The sequence below is a fragment of the Streptomyces sp. ITFR-6 genome, from assembly GCF_031844725.1.
Lineage (GTDB): Bacteria > Actinomycetota > Actinomycetes > Streptomycetales > Streptomycetaceae > Streptomyces.
In genome coordinates this window covers 2,891,544-2,907,710 of record NZ_CP134612.1, presented here as the reverse complement: position 1 = coordinate 2,907,710, position 16,167 = coordinate 2,891,544, and the positions used below count along the sequence as shown (strand labels likewise).

The window sequence follows — 16,167 nt, the reverse complement described above, 5'->3', positions numbered from 1 at the left end:
TGCACCCCGCACTGGCGGGGCGCCCCCTTGTGCGACCCCTCTCGATACGCAAACATGCGCATGTCAAAACCGGAAGAACTTCGGTCGCAGAGGCCCCACACGCTCTGCGCAGGTCATTTGAGGGGACCCCCACATGAAAAAGCCTCTCGTCGGTGCGCTCTTCGCCGTGCTGCTCCTCGGAGCCGGCACGGCGCCCGCGACCGCGGCCACAAGCCACGACGCGACAGCGCCCAGCACGGTCAAGGCGGCGGCGTCATCGAGTCACACGGCGGTCCGGGCGAAGGCCAGGACCAAGGCGGTCGGCTTCGCCGGAACCGTGGCGCTCAGCAACTGTTCGGGATCGGTCGTCCGTACGCCCGACTCCCAGCCGGACGATCCCGCGCTCGTGCTCTCCAACGGGCACTGCATGGAGTCCGGTTTCCCCGGGCCCGGTGAGGTCGTGATCGACCAGCCGTCCACCCGCAGCTTCACCCTGCTGGACGCCTCGGGCGGCGACCTCGGCACGGTGCGGGCGAGCAAGATCGCGTACGGGACCATGACGGACACCGACATATCGGTGTACCAACTCACCTCCACGTACGCCGATATCGAGAGCGACTACGGGATCGAGGCGCTGGAGCTCAACACCGCGCACCCGGTGCAGGGCGCGGCGATCACCGTGGCGTCCGGGTACTGGAAGCGCACGTACAGCTGCAACGTCGACGGGTTCGTCTACCGCCTCAAGGAGGGCGAGTGGACCTGGAAGGACTCGGTCCGCTACACCTCCGCCTGCCAGACCATCGGCGGCACGTCCGGCTCCCCGGTGATCGACGACGCGACCGGCAAGGTCGTCGCCGTCAACAACACCGGTAACGAGGACGGGCAGGAGTGCACGGACAACAATCCGTGCGAGGTCGACGAGAACGGCCAGGTGACGGTCCGCGAGGGCATCAACTACGCCCAGGAGACGTACGGCATCGTGCCGTGCATCGGCGCGGGCAACAAGTTCGACCTGGACGCGGCGGGTTGCGAGCTGCCCAAGCCGTAACCGGCGGAGCGCGGTCGGGCGGGGGCGGGGGAGCGGTATTCCCGCCCCCGCCCCCGCCCCCGCACGCGTCCGGTCAGTCAGATCTTGCGCCACCGGGCGTTCGCCCAGGAGAAGAGGCCGAAGGCGGCCAGGCCCACCGCGATGAGTGCCAGCAGCCAGGGGCCGGCCGGGGTCGAGCTGAACGAGCGCAGGGTGTCGTCCATGCCCTTCGCCTCGCCGGACCGCGCCTTCACCGCGGCGGCCAAGGCGAATCCGCCGGCGACCGCGAAGACGATGCCGCGGGACATTCCGCCGAAGACGCCCGTGATGTCCACACCGCGGCGCTGGACGGGTGACATCTCGCCCATCCGCAGGTGCTTGTGGAACTTACGGAGTGCGGCCCGGCCGGCTATGTACAGGCCGATCCCGGCGACGACCACGCCCGCGATACCGACCAGCCGGCGGCCACCCGGCAGGTCGAGCACCTTCGCCGTGACGTCCTGCGACTTCGAGTCGCTCGAACCGCTGCCGCTTCCCTTGTCGCCCGCGGTCCCGAACGCGGCCTCGGAGAGCCGCCACAGGGCCATGCCGACGAGCGCGATGCCCAGGAGAGCCACAGCAGGACGGAACCGAAGGGCTTCTGGGCTATCTCGCTCAGCGCCCCGCCCCGGTCCGCCTGCTTCTTCCCGCCTCCGTCCGAGAACGCGATACGCAGGGCGAGCACGCCGACCAGGATGTAGATGACCCCGCGGGCCACGAATCCGGCACGGCCGCCCGCCTCGACGGCCGAACCGTCTCCCGCGCGTCTTGCCTTCCCGTGCCCTTTTCTGGCTGTCGCAGAGATATTCATGTGCCCCGGATGCCCGGGAAGACGTGGCGGAAACGGTTGCGCTCCGGTCCGGGAGGAATGCGCGGGCGGAGGTGTGGACCGGGAGGACCGGGACACTCGAATTCGCGGAGGTTGATGAATATGGTTCCCCTGCTTGTCGTTCTTCTGGTCGTGCTGCTGCTGCTCGGTGCCGGGTTCGCGCTCAACCTGCTCTGGTGGATCGCAGGCATCCTGCTGGTGCTGTGGCTGCTGGGATTTCTGCTGCGGTCGGGTTCCGGCACCGCTCACGGCCGTTGGTACCGATGGTGAGTCGCGGGCTTCAGGGCGTGTCCGTGCGCCCTGCCCCCGGTCCCCGCCGGACGGCGGTCTCGATGCCGTCCAGCAGGACGTCCAGTCCCGCGGTGAACGTCTCCCGTGCCTCTCGCTCCGGATACGGCACCGCGTCGTCCCCGGCCGGTTCCGGCCGCGCCGATTCCCGCTCCATCCGGCTCAGTTCCGGATAGCGGTCCGCGAAGTCCGGGACCAGTTCCATGAGCGCCGCCGAGCGGGCGTACCACCACTCCTCGTCCGCCCGCCCCGTCGCCGCCTCGCGCGCGTCGGCGACGGCCCGCGCGGCGCCCCGCACGAAGTGGAACAGCGTCCCGACCAGGCGCCGCAGCACCCCGGCGTCGAGCCCCGTGCCGTAGAGGAGACGCACAAGAGCGTCCAGTCCGGCGTACTCGTGCGGGCCGAGCACCGGACGGGCCTGGGAGACCTGGAGCACCCACGGGTGGCGCAGGTAGAACGCGAGGGTGTCGCGCGCCCAGTCCGTCAGATCCTTACGCCAGTCGCCCGATCCGGCACGGCCCGCGGGGAGTTCCGCGTGTGCCGCGTCGTACATCAGGTCCAGCAGCTCGCTCTTGCCGGGAACGTAGGTGTAGAGCGCCATCGCCGTGCGCCCCAGCCGCTCGCCCACCGCCCGCATCGACAGCGCGGCCATGCCGTCCTCGTCGGCCACGGCGATCGCGGCGGTCACGATCGCGTCGACCGTCAGCCCCGGCCTGGGACCCGGACCGGCTGCCGCACCTCCCTCGCGCGGTGCGGCCGAACGCCACAGCAGCGACATCGACCGACGGGCATCGCCCTGCCCGGCATAGACCACCACTTGCGACTCCTTACGTCGTAAAGTAACTTCGATTCGATAATTACTTAGGGCGTAAAGTATCAAAGTCCGGTGAGGGGCTGGTTTCGCGTGGCGGTGCAGGGGTTGCCTGTGTCGTATGTGCGGGTCGAGGGCGTCGAGCGGATCAGCCCGCGGATGCTGCGGATCAGCTTCTCCGGGGACGCGCCGGCGTCGCTCATGGAGGACCGGCCCGATCAGCAGATGAAGCTCTGCTTCCCGAGGCCGGGGCAGCGCGTGCCCCGGCTGCCGGAGCCGGACGCGCAGGACACCTACGGCATGCGCTGGTACGAGGCCTGCCTCGCGATCCCCGAACCGGAGCGGCCGCTCATGCGGAGCTTCACCGTCCGCTCGTACCACCCGGGTTCCGGCCTGATGGCCGTCGACTTCGTGCTCCACGGCGACGAGGGGCCCGCCACCCGCTGGGCCCGTACCGCCGGGCCGGGGGACGTGGCGGGCATGGTCGGCCCGTCCTCCGCGTACGCCAGGCCGCTGCCCGAGGCCGGGCACCTGCTGCTGGCCGGTGACGAGTCGGCGCTCCCGGCGATCGGGACGATCCTCGAAGCCCTGCCGGCCGGGGCGCGGGCGACGGTCTGCGCCGAGGTGGCCGACGCCGCGGAGGAGCAGCGGTTCGACAGCGCGGCCGAGGTGACGGTGTGCTGGGTGCACCGGGACCGGGGCGCGTCGCTGCTGGACGCGGTCCGTTCCGCCGAACTGCCGCGGGGCGATACGGCCGGCTGGCTCGCGGGCGAGGCCGGTACGGTACGGGCGCTGCGCCGCCATCTGGTGGAGGAGCGCGGACTGCCCAGGTCCGCCGTGGAGTTCAGCGGTTACTGGCGGCGGGCGCTCACCCAGGACGACGCGCCCACGGAGGAGGACCTCGCGTGGGCGGCGGAACGGGCGGCGGAGACTCCCTAGGCGGGGCGCCCGGAGCGCACGGAGCGGCCGGCCAGGGTCTGGGTCCGCTTCCCGTCCTCGATGACGAAGCGGCCGTCGATCAGTACGTGCGGGATGCCGATCGGCAGGGTGCGCGGCTCCTCGAACGTGGAGCCCGCCGCCACCGTCGACGGGTCGAAGAGGACCAGGTCCGCCCGGTACCCCTCGCGCACGAGCCCGCGGTCGGCCAGCCGCAGCCGGGCCGCCGGACGGGAGGTGAGGTGGGCGACACACTCCTCCAGGCCGAGGACGCCCAGCTCCCGGGTGTACCGGCCGAGGTACTGCGGGAAGGTGCCGTAGGCGCGCGGGTGCGGCTTGTCGCCCTGGAGGATGCCGTCGCTGCCTCCGGTATGGACCCGGTGGCGCATGATCTGCCGGACGTTCTCCTCGTGGCCCACGTGCTGGAGGATCGTCGTGCCGAGCCGGTCCTCCTGGAGCACCCGCCGCGCGGTCACCCAGGGCTCCTCGCCGCGCAGCCGTGCGGACTCGGCGACCGTACGGCCGACGTAGGAGCCGAGGCCGGGCACGCTGACGCCGGAGATCTCGATGCGGTCCCACTCGATCGGCACACCGTGGCAGCCGTCCGCCCCGACGACCTCCATGTCGTGGCGGATCCGCGCCGCCGTCGCGTCGTCGGCCAGCCGGGCGAGGATCGATTCGGGGCCGCCCTCGCTCGCCCAGCTCGGCAGCATGGCGACCAGGGTCGTGCAGCCCGGGGTGTACGGGTAGGTGTCGAGGGAGATGTCGGCGCCCGCCTCCAGGGCCCGGTCGAGGAGGGCGAGCAGCTCCGGCGCCTTCCCCTCGTTCACGCCGAAGTTCATGGTGGCGTGCGCGAGGTGCAGGGCGCAGTCCGCGGTACGGGTGAGCCGCACCATCTCCTCGTACGCCTCAAGCGCGCCCGCGCCGTAGGAGCGGTGGTGCGGGCAGTAGTAGCCGCCGTGCTCGGCCACCACCCGGCACAGCTCGGTGAGTTCGGCGTCGTCCGCGTACATGCCCGGGGTGTAGGTGAGCCCGGAGGACATGCCGACGGCGCCCTCGCGCATGCCCTGGGCGACGAGTTCCCTCATCCGGGTCAGCTCGGCCTCTGTGGCGGGCCGGTCGTCCCAGCCGGCCGCGTACATCCGGACGGTGCCCTGCGGGATCAGGTAGGCGGCGTTGACGGCGATGCCCTGACCGCCGAAGTTGCGGTCGAGCCGGTCCAGGTACTCGCCGACCGTGCGCCAGTCGAAGTCGATGTCGCTCCCGTCGCCGTTCCAGCCGGTGATGGAGCGGCGGACCTCCGCGAGGGTGCGGTCGTCGACCGGGGCGTACGACAGCCCGTCCTGGCCGAGGACTTCGAGGGTGACGCCCTGTGCGGCCTTCGCGCTGTGGTCGGGGTCGCGGAGCAGCGCGAGGTCGCTGTGGGCGTGCATGTCGATGAAGCCGGGGGAGAGGGCGAGACCGTCGGCGTCCAGGGTGCGGGCGGCGGACGGGCGGGGGCCGGGGGCGCGCTCCGCGTGGATCTCCGAGATCCGGCCGTCGCGGACGGCGACATCGGCGCGGTAGGAGGGGGCGGAGGTGCCGTCGATGACGCGCGCGTCGCGGATGACCAGGTCCATGGGGGTGCCTTTCGATACCCGGCCGAGCCGGTGGGGCTGCGTGTTCAGCCTCGCCGGCGTTTGAGGCGCGGGGCCCGGGGCGGAGCCCCGGTTACGGGAAGGGGCGGGGTGGGGTGGGGCACCCCGCAGGGGATCAGAAGAACGTGCGGATGTAGTCCGTGACCGTGCCGTCCGCCGCGACCAGCGGAATCAGCTGCCACTTGTCGAAGCTCGTGCAGGGGTGCGAGAGCCCCATCCCCACCCAGTCCCCGACCTCCAGCTCGGCCCCGTCCGCCGTCCGTACCCACGCGTGCTGGTCGGACAGTCCGGTGATCTCGATCCCCGACGCCTCGCGGACCGATCCGTCCCGCCCCGACCGCACGACCTGCGCCACGGGCAGGTCCAGGTCGTAGGCCGCGTCCCGCTTGCCCGCGTTGAGGAACGCCTGCCCGGGAGCGGGGCGTGAGACGACCTGCGCCCAGAGCCGGAAGGCGGGCTCCAGGGCGCCCTCCTCCGGGACCCGGTTGAAGGGGGTCAGATGGCGGTAGTGGCCGTCGTCGTGCGAGACGTACGCCCCCGAGCGGAGCAACTTGAGTACGGGGGAGGACAGTTCCGGGATCTCCGCGAACACGTCCGCCACCGCGTCGAACCAGGCGCTGCCGCCCGCGCTGATCACGATCGGCTCACCGTCCTCCAGCGCGGCGAACCGCCCCCGCGCGTCGAAGTCCGCGGCCAGCGCGACGAGCCGGCGCAGCCAGTCCCGTACCCGCTCACCGGAGGCCTGCGGCACCTCGCCCTCGTAACCGGCCACGCCCACCAGGCGCAGGCTCCCGGCCCCGGCCACCGCGTCCGCGACCTCGGCGCAGTCGGCCTCGGTACGGGCACCCGTGCGGGCGCCCTCGCCGGCGCCGAGCTCCACGACGACGTCGACCGGGCGGGAGGCACCGGCCGCGCGCAGGGCCTCGTCCATCAGCTCGACGCCGCGCACCGAGTCGACGTAGCAGACGAACCGGAAGCCGGGGTCGGCGTCCAGCTCGCCCGCGAGCCACCGCAGCGCGGCGGCGTCCACGAGCTCGTTGGCGAGGAAGATCCGCTGGATCCCGTAGGCCCGGTAGACCCGCGCCTGGTGCGGCACCGCCGCGGTGATGCCCCACGCGCCGTGCTCCAGCTGACGGGCGAACAGCTGCGGGGACATCGACGTCTTGCCGTGCGGGGCGAAGGCGAGGCCGTGCCGCTCTGCGTACGTCTCCAGCAGGGCGAGGTTGTGCTCGACGGACTCGGCCGACAGGGCGAGCACCGGAGTGGTGAACCCGCCGGTGAAGAGGGAGCGCCGCTCGGCGGCCAGCGCCGCCACGGTCAGCCCCCGCGCGTCGGGCGGGAGCGCCTTGAACCGGTGGTCGACCCGCTCGTCGGCGAGTCCGGCCAGACCGGTCAGCCCGGCCACGGGACGGTCGGCAGCCTCGGCAGCCATGGGGTGCCTCCTCGATCGAAGTAGGTCGTCGTCGCACTGTTGCGTTGCAGCATATGCAACACCCATTGCGCATATCGCTCAGCGCTGTCTAACATCCGAGCCGACGCCCGGTCAATGGTGAGAACCGGTGCCGCCCGCAGACCAAGAGGAGCCCCGAGTGTCCGGAACCCCGGCCAGGACCGCCGCCGACGCGGCGACCACGGATGTCGTCTGCCTCGGTGAGTCCATGGTGACGTTCCTGCCCTCGCAGCCGGGGCGCCTCGCCGACGTGCCGTCCTTCGGCCGGGGCATCGGCGGCGCCGAGTCCAACGTCGCCTGCGCGCTCGCCAGGGCCGGACACCGGGCGGCCTGGGTGAGCCGGGTCGGCGCGGACGGCTTCGGTGACCACCTCGTCGACACGATCGCCGGCTACGGCGTCGACACCTCCGCCGTCCGGCGCGACCCCGACCGGCCGACGGGCATCTACTTCCGCACGGCGACGGACCGCGCGGCCGACGTCCACGAGGTGGCGTACTACCGGGCCGGCTCCGCCGCCTCCGCGATGTCTCCCGCCGACGTCCCGTACGAGGCGCTGCTCGCCGGCCGGGTCCTGCACCTGTCCGGCATCACCGCCGCGCTGTCCGCCGACTGCCTGGCGCTGCTGCGTGAGCTGACCGCCCCGCGCCCCGGCCGCCCGCTCGTCTCCTTCGACGTCAACCACCGGCCCGGACTGTGGCGGGGCGGCGACGCCTCCCCCCGCGTCCTGCTGGAGCTGGCCCGCGGCGCGGACCTGGTCTTCGTCGGGGAGGACGAGGCGGAGGAGGCCTGGGGGATCGTGGGCGCGGAGGCGATCCGCGCGGCGCTCCCGGAACCGGCGGTCCTGGTCGTGAAGCGGGGCGCGGACGGCGCGACGGTCATCGCCGGTGACACCGTCACAGAGGTGCCCGCGCTCCGCGTCGACGTCGTCGCGCCCGTCGGAGCCGGTGACGCCTTCGCGGCCGGATTCCTCTCCGCCACCCTGCGCGGACTGCCCGTCCAGGACCGGGCCCGGCACGGCCACCTGATGGCCGCCGCCGCCCTCACCGTCCCCGGCGACCTCACCGACCCGCCCGCCCGCGACCGGGCCGACCGCCTGGTGGCCCTCGACGACACCGCCTGGGGGAGACTGCGTCTCGGCCCCGGGTGGACGGGGGACGACCAGGAGGTACGTACGACATGAGCCAGACCGTCGACCGGGCGCTGAGCATCCTGCCGCTGCTCGCGCAGGGACCCGCCGACCTCGGGCAGGTGGCCGAGCGGCTCGACGTCCACAAGTCCACCGCGCTGCGGCTGCTGCGCACACTCCACGAGCACGGACTCGTCTACCGCCAGCAGGACCAGCGCTACCGGCTCGGCGCACGGCTCTTCGCGCTCGCCCAGGAGGCCGTCGAGAACCTCGACGTCCGGGAGATCGCCCACCCGCACCTCGCCGAACTCAACGAGAGCTGCGGACACACCGTCCACCTCGCGGTGTACGAGGAGCACGAGGTCCTCTACATCGACAAGGTCGAGAGCCGCTACCCGGTCCGGATGTACTCCCGGATCGGCAAACCCGTCGCGATCACCGTCGCCGCCGTGGCCAAACTCCTGCTCGCGGACCTGACTGAGCCGGAACGGCGCGCCGTCGCGGAGAAGCTCGACTACCCCATGTACACGTCCCGTTCGACCCCCGGCGCCGGCGCGTTCCTCAAGGAGCTCGCCGCCGTACGCGAACAGGGCTGGGCCACCGACCTCGGTGGCCACGAGGAGTCCATCAACTGCGTCGGCGCCCCCATTCGCGGCGCCGACGGGCGCGTCGTCGCCGCCATGTCGGTCTCCGCACCGAACGTGGTCGTCACGGCAGAGGAACTCCTCACCCTGCTCCCGCTGGTCCGGCGCACCGCCGACACCATCAGCCGGGAGTACTCCGGCACCACCCGACCCAAGAAAGCCTGATCAGCGATGACCGACAAGACCGCACTCACCCCGAGCACCCACACCGCCCCGCCCGCGAAGTTCTCGCACGGGGTACGCAAGGGGAACATCCTCCAGGTCGCCGGCCAGGTCGGCTTCCTGCCCGCTGTGGAGGGCCAGGCCCCGACCCCGGCCGGGCCCACCCTGCGCGAGCAGACCCTCCAGACCTTCGCCAACGTCAAGGCGATCCTGGAGGAGGGCGGCGCGAGCTGGGACGACGTGATGATGATGCGCGTCTACCTCACGGACGTCGACCACTTCGCCGAGATGAACGAGATCTACAACACCTACTTCGGCGAGCAGGACCTCAAGGCCGCCCCCGCCGCCCGGACGACGGTCTACGTCGGTCTGCCCAAGGGCCTGCTCATCGAGATCGACGCCCTCGCGGTGCTCGGCTGAGCCTGATCAACACCTTGCCGCACCCGCACCACCGCACCACCGCACGGCACGGCGCCCCGCCCCACCGGGGCGCCCTGCCGCGCTCCTCCCTACCCGAAGCCCCATGGATGACAACGGAGTTACCCATGCAGCTCGCCGCCAGCCCCCCACCGGTCGAGACGCCACCCCACACCGGTGGACTCCTCCTCCTCATAGACGGGACGGCCGGTCTCCTGACCGTCGCCGTCCTCGGTATCGCGCTCCTCCTCCTCCTGATCATCAAGGTCAGGCTCCAGCCGTTCGTCGCACTCCTCGCCGTCTCCATAGCCGTCGGCCTGGGCGCCGGACTCTCCGTCACCGAGCTCTTCGGTACGGTGCAGAGCTCCGCCGCCGTCTCCATCATCGAATCCGGCATGGGCGGCATCCTCGGCCATGTCGCGATCATCATCGGCCTCGGCACGATGCTCGGCGCGATCCTCGAAGTCTCCGGCGGAGCCGAGGTGCTGAGCGCCCGTCTGCTGAACCTCTTCGGAGAGAAGCGCGCCCCGCTCGCCATGGGCCTGACCGGTCTGATCTTCGGTATCCCGGTCTTCTTCGACGTCGGCATCTTCGTCCTCGCACCGATCGTGTACGCCGCCGCCAAGCGCCCCCTAGGTCTCGACTCCGCTCGACCAGGGGGGACCCCCCGCGGCAAGTCGATCCTGCTGTACTCGATGCCGCTGCTCGCGGGCCTGTCCATGACCCACGCCTTCCTGCCGCCGCACCCCGGACCGGTCGCCGCGGCGGGCCTCTTCCACGTCTCCCTCGGCTGGGTCATCCTGATGGGCGCCCTCGTCGGCATCCCGTCCGTACTGGCCGCCTGGGGCTACGCCGCCTGGATCGGGAAGCGGATCTTCGTCGACGTCCCGCAGGACATGGTCGAGGCGGCCGAGGAGGCCAAGGCCGCCGTCGTCACCGAACAGCGCGCCGCCGGGGTCACCCCGCAGGAGGCCCCGGTCGCGCTCGGCACCGTACTCGGGATCATCGGCACCCCACTGCTGCTGATCCTCGCCGCGACGTTCTCCTCCATCGCGCTGGACCCCTCGACGCTCCGCTCGGTCATCGAGTTCTTCGGCCACCCGTTCGTCGCCCTGACCATCGCACTGCTGCTCGCGTACTACCTGCTCGGCATCCGGCGCGGCTGGTCCCGAAAGTCCCTGGAATCGGTGTCGACCTCCTCCCTCAAGCCGGTCGGCAACATCCTGCTGGTGGTCGGCGCGGGCGGGATCTTCGGCGCCGTGCTCAAGAACAGCGGCATCGCGGACGCGCTCGCGGACACCTTCAACGACGTCGGCCTGCCGGTCATCCTGCTGGCCTGGCTGATCTCCGCGGTACTGCGCATCGCGCAGGGTTCCGCGACCGTCGCCATCGTCACCACGGCGGGCATCGTCGTCCCGCTGGTCGAGGGCCAGGGCATGTCCCAGCCGCATCTGGCGCTGATCATCATGGCGATCTCGGCCGGTTCGATCATCGCCTCGCACGTCAACGACGGCGGCTTCTGGATGGTGTCGAAGTACTTCGGCATCTCGGAGCGCGACACCCTGAAGTCCTGGACGGTGCTGGAGACGGTCCTGTCCGTCACCGGCTTCGTGGTCGCGGCGCTGCTGAGCCTGGTGATCTAGGCCTGTTCCAGGGCCTTGCGGTCAGGCATCGGTGCGAGTGGGCAGGCCCTCGAACCCTCCTTGACGCAGCTGTTCTCGCAGCTGGGTGCCGTCGGCCGCCGGCGATGCTCCGTAGAGGTGGCGGTAATCGCGGGTGAAGTGGGGGACGCTTCGGTAGCCGACGGCGAGGGCCGCCTGTGCTGCGGATTCTCCGAGGACGACCATGCGGTGGCGGGCCTCGCCGAGGCGGAGCCGCTTGAGGTACTGCAGGGGCGTCATGGAGGTCGCTTCCTTGAAGCGCCGGTACAGGGTCGGCTGGCTGGTGCGGACCTCGGCGGCGAGCACCCGCATCGACCACGGCTCGGCCATGCGGCCGGTCAGCACGCTCACGACACGGGGCACGATGGGGTCACCGTCGTCGAGTGCGGCCAGGACGCGGGGCGAGCGCGGCGCGTCGCGGACACGATCGTCGCGGCCGGCGGGCGGGCCCACGTGCTCACCGCGGACCTCGGCGGCGAGCCGGCCGACATCCGGGCCTTCGCCGAGCGTGCGCGGGATGCCCTCGGCGGAACCGTCGACATCCTCGTCAACAACGCGGGCGTGTACCCGGGCGGGCTCACCGAGACGGTCTCCGACGAGGAGATGCAGGCGCTGTGGGCGACCGATATCCGGGCCCCGCACGTCCTGGTCGCCGAGCTGGCCCCGCGTACGGCCGAGCGCGGGTCCGGCGTCATCGTGAACATCGGTTCCTGGATGGCCCGGGTGGGCGTCCCCTGCAAGGCGCTGTATCCGGCGACCAAGGCGGCGGTGGAGCAGCTGACCCGGGCGTGGGCGGCCGAGTACGGCCCTCGTGGCGTCCGCGTGAACACCGTCGCGCCGGGAGCCACGGCCACTCGCGGCACCTCGGCCAGCGCGGACCAGCTGGCCGCGCTGACGAAGGGCACCCCCGCCGGTTCCCCGGTACGCCCCGCCGACATCGCCTACGCGGTCCGCTTCCTCGCCTCCGACCAGGCGGCGTTCGTCCACGGCGCGACCCTCGACGTCGACGGCGGTATCGCGGCCACCCGCCTGCGCTGACCGGCATGCAGCAGCGCCGCCGGGGGAGCGGCGGCGCTGCTGGTCATGGATGCGGGCCCCGTGGTGCGGGACCGCGGAACGTTACGGCAGGCCGTGCACGTGCGGTCCGACCGCGTTGGACCAGGCGTTGCCCGACTTGGCGTCCCAGTTGGTCGACCAGGTCATCGCGCCGCGCACACCGGGGTAGGTCTTCGACGGCTTGAAGCTGCCGCAGCCGGTGCCCTTGGCCAGGCAGTCCAGCGCGGCGTTCACGACCGAGGGGGCCACGTAGCCGCTGCCCGCGCCACTGGTGGAGGCGGGGACACCGAGGCCGACCTGCGAGGGGTCGAGGCCGCCCTCCAGCTGGATGCAGGCGAGCGCGGTGAGGAAGTCCACCGAACCCTGCGAGTAGACCTTGCCGTCGCAGCCGAGCATCGAACCGCTGTTGTAGTACTGCATGTTGACGACGGTCAGGATGTCCTTGATGCCGAGTGCCGTCTTGAAGTACTCACCGGCGGTGGACTGCATGTCGATGGTCTGCGGCGCCATCGTGATGACGAGGCCGGAGCCCGCCTTCTGCGACAGTGAGCGCAGTGCCTTCGTCATGTACGTGGAGTTGACGCCGTTCTCCAGGTCGATGTCGACACCGTTGAAGCCGTACTCCTGGATGAGCGAGTAGACGGAGTTGGCGAAGTTGGTCGCGGACGCGTCGCTGTTGACCGAGACCGAGCCCTTCTCGCCGCCGACCGAGATGATGACGTTCTTCCCGGCCGCCTGCTTCGCCTTGATGTCGGCCTTGAACTGGTCGACGGTGTAGCCGTTCAGGCCCGCCGTGTCCAGGTTGAAGGTGACGGCGCCGGGTGTGGTCGTGGCGTCGGCGAAGGAGACCGCGATGATGTCGTAGTTCGCCGGAACGTCGCTGAGCTTCTGCACGGTCGCGCCGTTGTCGAAGTTCTGCCAGTAGCCGGTGACGGCGTGCTTGGGCACGGAGGTGGACGGGACACCCGGGTCGGTTCCGCCGCCCCCGACGGCCGTACGGCCGCTGACCGAGGCGGACTTGACGGACTCACCGGCCGCGTTGGTGGCGGTCACCGTGAACTGGTACGCGGTGTTGGCCGTGAGCCCGGTGACGGTGGCCGAGTTGCCGGTGGTGGTGGTGACCTTCGCGCCGTCCTTGTAGACGGTGTAACCGGTCGCGCCGGACACCGCGTTCCAGGAGAGGGAGACGGAGGAGGCCGTGGTCGTGCCGACCGCGAGACCGGCCGGGGCGGCGGGGATCGTCGGGCCGGGGTCGGTCCCGCCGCCGCCGTCGGGGCCGCTCACCGAGAGGTCGTCGACGAAGTAGGCGGACTGGCCGTACCAGCCGTGCGTGTACACGGTGACCGAGGTGGTGTTCGCCCCGGTCCTGAAGCTGGTCGAGAGCTGGGACCAGCTGCTGGAGCCGGGCGTCCAGGTGGACACGTCGGTGGTGCCGGTGCCGCTGACGCCCAGGTAGGCGTAGCCGCCCTGGACCCAGGAGCTGAGCGCGTAGGTCGAGTTGGGCTTCACCGCGACGGTCTGGGTGCACTGGGCGTTGTCCTGGCCGGCCGGGGTGGCCTTGAGGGCGGAGGTGCCGCCGTGCACGGGGGACGAGACGGTGGCGCCCGAGCCGCCGGAACAGGTCCAGTTGGCGAGGCCCGACTCGAAGCCCGCGTTCTTGGCCACGTTGACGTCGGCGGCCTGCGCGGTGCTGACGAGACCGGTGACGGTCAGGGCGCCTGCGGCGACGACGGCCACGGCGGCGCCCAGCGCCTGACGGGTGCGACGCCCTCTTCGGTTGGTTACGGGGGAACGTTCCACTTGCTGCCTCCGTGGGGGAGTTGGGGATGGCGGGGGAGCGACACGGGGATGTCGGGGGGTGTGGAATCGAGGAACGGTGGCCACCGCTGGCCGATAAACTGGTCCAGACCAATCAAGTTGTCAAGACCTCTGGCAGCGACAGCTGTCCGCGTACGCCGTCGGCCCGCGGACGGCAGCCGGCCGCCCGGTGCGCGTCCCTCTCGCGGGTGACGTGGACGACCGGGTCGGACAGTGACGGATTCCGTCGACCTGTCGCGTGGCAAGCGCATGTCAAGATCCATGGTGACGTGCGCAAATGAATTCCAGCGGTACGGAAATGGGAATGGCTGACAGTAACCCTCCGTAGTGGTACGGGAGTTAACAACCTTCGGTTTTGTCCGATTTCGTACGGGAGTGTTGTGCCGGCGATGGAACAGTGGTGCTGTTGCCGCGTTCCTTTGGGTGTTCTCTGCCGTGTAGGACACGGTTAAAGTGCTGAAGGAGGGGCTGAGGCGGAAGCGCGGAGCAGTAGCGATTGCGGCCGACGTCAAGGCGACGCCGACCGGAGCCGAACGGGGAACAGCGTGCCGACCGCAATAGCAGTGACCAGCACCGATCTGGTCCTGCCGCCGACAGACCAGCAGACGCCGACGGCGGCCCTGCTCCAGTCGCCCGATGACCAGGCGTTGGATCTGGCAATCGGCGACATGCACATGATGCTGGAGCGGCACGGGTACGTAATCGCTGTGTACCCGACAGGAATCGCGCTCGCGCACGAACGGCGGCTGCACGCCGTCCGCTCGGTGCTGGAGAGCGACCGCATCGCGCTGCTCAAGGTGGATCTGCCGCCGCTGGGTGTGGCCGTGCTGGTCAGACAGCTACGGCAGCTGTCCGTCTGTGACTTCAGCCCCGGAGTGATCGCCTCCTCCGTGCGGCTTCTGTCCCACTACATCCACGCGGGCGCCCTGCTGAATTCGGTGACCAGGTTCGACCGCGTCCCCGTCAGCCTGAAGACCCACGCCCATTCCTGGTTGCCCGGCTCCCAGTTCGCCGTACTCGCCGGACCGAATCCGCAGCTCATCAAGGTCGGTCCGGCGGCGGAGCCGCTGGCAGGACCACAGTTCGGCACCCATCTGCAGGTGGCCCAGGGGCAGTTGCAGTCCGATTGGGTGCGGCAGACCCTGGCGCCCGCCTGGAAGGTGCAGGCGATTCAGGACGCAAAGCTTCCCGCTGAATCCCCCCGGTGGTGGGGAACCGGCAAGCTGATCGAATTTGCCGCCTACCTTCCTGATATCTCCGTCCTGTATCAACTCGTGTCCTCGGTACGGCGCGTGACGTGTCACTGGTGCGGAATGGAGCTGATCGGTGATCGTTGCGGTTTCTGTTCCTCACCCCTTCCCGCCACCGAGGCGCGAATGCTGTCGTCCGGTGTCATGAACCAAGGGGCGCCCGCACCGCCGCGGCCGTAGCAACCCCGCGGATTCCTCCTCCGCGGCTCCCCTCGCGGCCCGGACGCACCCGAGCCGCACACCCGGATCAGCCCGCCCGGCCCCCGCGCCCTTCCCCCGTCCGCCCCCCCACACATCCGACCCGAACGAGGTTGTCCGGCCCATGAACTCCCGACAGCGCCGTGGCGTGATACTCCTGCTGCTCTCGGTCCTGTGCGCCTTCGGCGCCTTCGCCGGCGTGCTCTCGGTGATCAGTGACGCGAACTCGAAGGTCGGCCCCGAGGTCTCGGCCTACCGGCTGAAGAGCGACATCCCTCCCTTCACCGGCCTGACTCCGGACAGGTTCGAGAAGGTGTCGATGCCGAAGCGGTGGCTCTCGGCCAACGCGGTCACCGACCTCTCGGACGTCAACGGCAAGATCGCCCTCACCACGCTCAAGAAGGGCTCGCTGCTCCAGTCCGACATGATGGAGGCACGGCCCGCCCTGAAACCCGGTGAGCAGGAGATCGCGATCATGATCGACGCGGCCACCGGCGTGGCCGGGAAGATCACCTCCGGCGCCACGGTCAACGTCTACGCCACCTTCGCCGGCGAGCGCGAGGGCGAACCGGCCCAGTCCAAGGTCATCGTCTCCAACGCCAAGGTCCTGGACGTGGGCAAGCTGACCCCGCTGGACCCGAGCCGCGACGGCAAGGGCAGCCAGGCCACCGAAGCCGTGCCGATCACCTTCGCGCTGAACACCCTCGACACCCAGCGCATCGCGTACGCGGAATCGTTCGCGCAGCACGTACGCCTCGCGCTCATCGCGCCCGGCAGCGACAGCGACATCCGTCCGGGCGACCGCACGTACACGCTCGACAAGGACAAGTGAGGATCGG

At 70.8% G+C, this 16,167-nt stretch carries 15 protein-coding genes and 1 pseudogene; 10 read left to right on the top strand and 6 right to left on the bottom strand.

Features of this window, described 5'->3' with window-relative positions:
- The first annotated feature begins 133 nt into the window (after nt 1-133).
- Nucleotides 134-1,027, top strand: coding sequence for a S1 family peptidase (locus RLT59_RS12890; RefSeq protein ID WP_311303539.1), 894 nt, complete (start codon nt 134-136; stop codon nt 1,025-1,027).
- Nucleotides 1,028-1,104: 77 nt separating this feature from the next.
- Here RLT59_RS12890 and RLT59_RS12885 read toward each other — a convergent pair.
- Nucleotides 1,105-1,856, bottom strand: a pseudogene (locus RLT59_RS12885) (DUF1206 domain-containing protein).
- 114 nt (nt 1,857-1,970) lie between these two features.
- Between RLT59_RS12885 and RLT59_RS12880 the strand changes: the two are divergent.
- Nucleotides 1,971-2,144, top strand: coding sequence for a DUF5670 family protein (locus RLT59_RS12880; protein ID WP_399125326.1), 174 nt, complete (start codon nt 1,971-1,973; stop codon nt 2,142-2,144).
- A gap of 10 nt (nt 2,145-2,154) precedes the next feature.
- Here the strand turns inward: RLT59_RS12880 and RLT59_RS12875 are convergent, their stop codons facing one another.
- Nucleotides 2,155-2,979 (bottom strand): TetR/AcrR family transcriptional regulator, encoded by an 825-nt coding sequence (locus RLT59_RS12875; protein ID WP_311303538.1) that lies wholly within the window; start codon nt 2,977-2,979, stop codon nt 2,155-2,157.
- A 108-nt stretch (nt 2,980-3,087) separates the two neighbouring features.
- Between RLT59_RS12875 and RLT59_RS12870 the strand changes: the two genes are divergently transcribed.
- Nucleotides 3,088-3,912: a siderophore-interacting protein gene (locus RLT59_RS12870; protein WP_311303537.1), complete on the top strand. Its 825-nt coding sequence runs from the start codon at nt 3,088-3,090 to the stop codon at nt 3,910-3,912.
- Here RLT59_RS12870 and RLT59_RS12865 read toward each other — a convergent pair.
- A complete protein-coding gene (locus RLT59_RS12865; RefSeq protein WP_311303536.1) occupies nt 3,909-5,528 on the bottom strand; it encodes an N-acyl-D-amino-acid deacylase family protein in 1,620 nt (539 codons plus the stop codon). The two genes, RLT59_RS12870 and RLT59_RS12865, sit on opposite strands and share 4 nt — an antisense overlap.
- Nucleotides 5,529-5,661: 133 nt before the next feature.
- Complete coding sequence (locus tag RLT59_RS12860; RefSeq protein ID WP_311303535.1) at nt 5,662-6,978, bottom strand: amino acid deaminase; 1,317 nt, start codon at nt 6,976-6,978, stop codon at nt 5,662-5,664.
- Nucleotides 6,979-7,135: 157 nt separating this feature from the next.
- On the opposite strand from RLT59_RS12860, the gene RLT59_RS12855 reads away from it, so the two are divergent.
- The 4 genes from RLT59_RS12855 to RLT59_RS12840 all read left to right on the top strand — a co-directional run bounded on the left by RLT59_RS12855 (nt 7,136) and on the right by RLT59_RS12840 (nt 10,988).
- Nucleotides 7,136-8,176, top strand: a complete 1,041-nt coding sequence (locus tag RLT59_RS12855; RefSeq protein WP_311303534.1) for a sugar kinase — start codon at nt 7,136-7,138, stop codon at nt 8,174-8,176.
- Nucleotides 8,173-8,931, top strand: a complete 759-nt coding sequence (locus RLT59_RS12850; RefSeq protein WP_311303533.1) for an IclR family transcriptional regulator — start codon at nt 8,173-8,175, stop codon at nt 8,929-8,931. Before RLT59_RS12855 ends, RLT59_RS12850 begins: the two co-directional genes overlap by 4 nt.
- A gap of 6 nt (nt 8,932-8,937) precedes the next feature.
- Nucleotides 8,938-9,348, top strand: a complete 411-nt coding sequence (locus RLT59_RS12845; RefSeq protein ID WP_311303532.1) for a RidA family protein — start codon at nt 8,938-8,940, stop codon at nt 9,346-9,348.
- Nucleotides 9,349-9,473: 125 nt separating this feature from the next.
- Complete coding sequence (locus RLT59_RS12840; RefSeq protein ID WP_311303531.1) at nt 9,474-10,988, top strand: GntP family permease; 1,515 nt, start codon at nt 9,474-9,476, stop codon at nt 10,986-10,988.
- Nucleotides 10,989-11,009: 21 nt separating this feature from the next.
- On the opposite strand, the gene RLT59_RS12835 is transcribed toward RLT59_RS12840, so the two are convergent.
- Nucleotides 11,010-11,318 (bottom strand): helix-turn-helix domain-containing protein, encoded by a 309-nt coding sequence (locus RLT59_RS12835; protein ID WP_399125321.1) that lies wholly within the window; start codon nt 11,316-11,318, stop codon nt 11,010-11,012.
- Between RLT59_RS12835 and RLT59_RS12830 the strand changes: the two genes are divergently transcribed.
- Nucleotides 11,232-12,044 (top strand): SDR family NAD(P)-dependent oxidoreductase, encoded by an 813-nt coding sequence (locus RLT59_RS12830; RefSeq protein ID WP_311307710.1) that lies wholly within the window; start codon nt 11,232-11,234, stop codon nt 12,042-12,044. The genes RLT59_RS12835 and RLT59_RS12830 overlap by 87 nt on opposite strands.
- A gap of 81 nt (nt 12,045-12,125) precedes the next feature.
- On the opposite strand, the gene RLT59_RS12825 is transcribed toward RLT59_RS12830, so the two are convergent.
- Complete coding sequence (locus tag RLT59_RS12825) at nt 12,126-13,862, bottom strand: chitinase (RefSeq protein WP_311303529.1); 1,737 nt, start codon at nt 13,860-13,862, stop codon at nt 12,126-12,128.
- 581 nt (nt 13,863-14,443) lie between these two features.
- Between RLT59_RS12825 and RLT59_RS12820 the strand changes: the two genes are divergently transcribed.
- Both RLT59_RS12820 and cpaB read left to right on the top strand, forming a co-directional pair.
- Nucleotides 14,444-15,310 (top strand): hypothetical protein, encoded by an 867-nt coding sequence (locus RLT59_RS12820; RefSeq protein ID WP_311303528.1) that lies wholly within the window; start codon nt 14,444-14,446, stop codon nt 15,308-15,310.
- A gap of 142 nt (nt 15,311-15,452) precedes the next feature.
- A complete protein-coding gene (gene cpaB, locus RLT59_RS12815; RefSeq protein WP_311303527.1) occupies nt 15,453-16,160 on the top strand; it encodes a Flp pilus assembly protein CpaB in 708 nt (235 codons plus the stop codon).
- Nucleotides 16,161-16,167: the final 7 nt, after the last annotated feature.

Coding starts and splice junctions, on each gene's coding strand:
- RLT59_RS12890 (WP_311303539.1), top strand. CDS start 134: ATGAAAAAGCCTCTCGTCGGTGCGCTCTTCGCCGTGCTGCTCCTCGGA.
- RLT59_RS12880 (WP_399125326.1), top strand. CDS start 1,971: ATGAATATGGTTCCCCTGCTTGTCGTTCTTCTGGTCGTGCTGCTGCTG.
- RLT59_RS12865 (WP_311303536.1), bottom strand. CDS start 5,528: ATGGACCTGGTCATCCGCGACGCGCGCGTCATCGACGGCACCTCCGCC.
- RLT59_RS12860 (WP_311303535.1), bottom strand. CDS start 6,978: ATGGCTGCCGAGGCTGCCGACCGTCCCGTGGCCGGGCTGACCGGTCTG.
- RLT59_RS12850 (WP_311303533.1), top strand. CDS start 8,173: ATGAGCCAGACCGTCGACCGGGCGCTGAGCATCCTGCCGCTGCTCGCG.
- RLT59_RS12845 (WP_311303532.1), top strand. CDS start 8,938: ATGACCGACAAGACCGCACTCACCCCGAGCACCCACACCGCCCCGCCC.
- RLT59_RS12840 (WP_311303531.1), top strand. CDS start 9,474: ATGCAGCTCGCCGCCAGCCCCCCACCGGTCGAGACGCCACCCCACACC.
- RLT59_RS12835 (WP_399125321.1), bottom strand. CDS start 11,318: ATGCGGGTGCTCGCCGCCGAGGTCCGCACCAGCCAGCCGACCCTGTAC.
- cpaB (WP_311303527.1), top strand. CDS start 15,453: ATGAACTCCCGACAGCGCCGTGGCGTGATACTCCTGCTGCTCTCGGTC.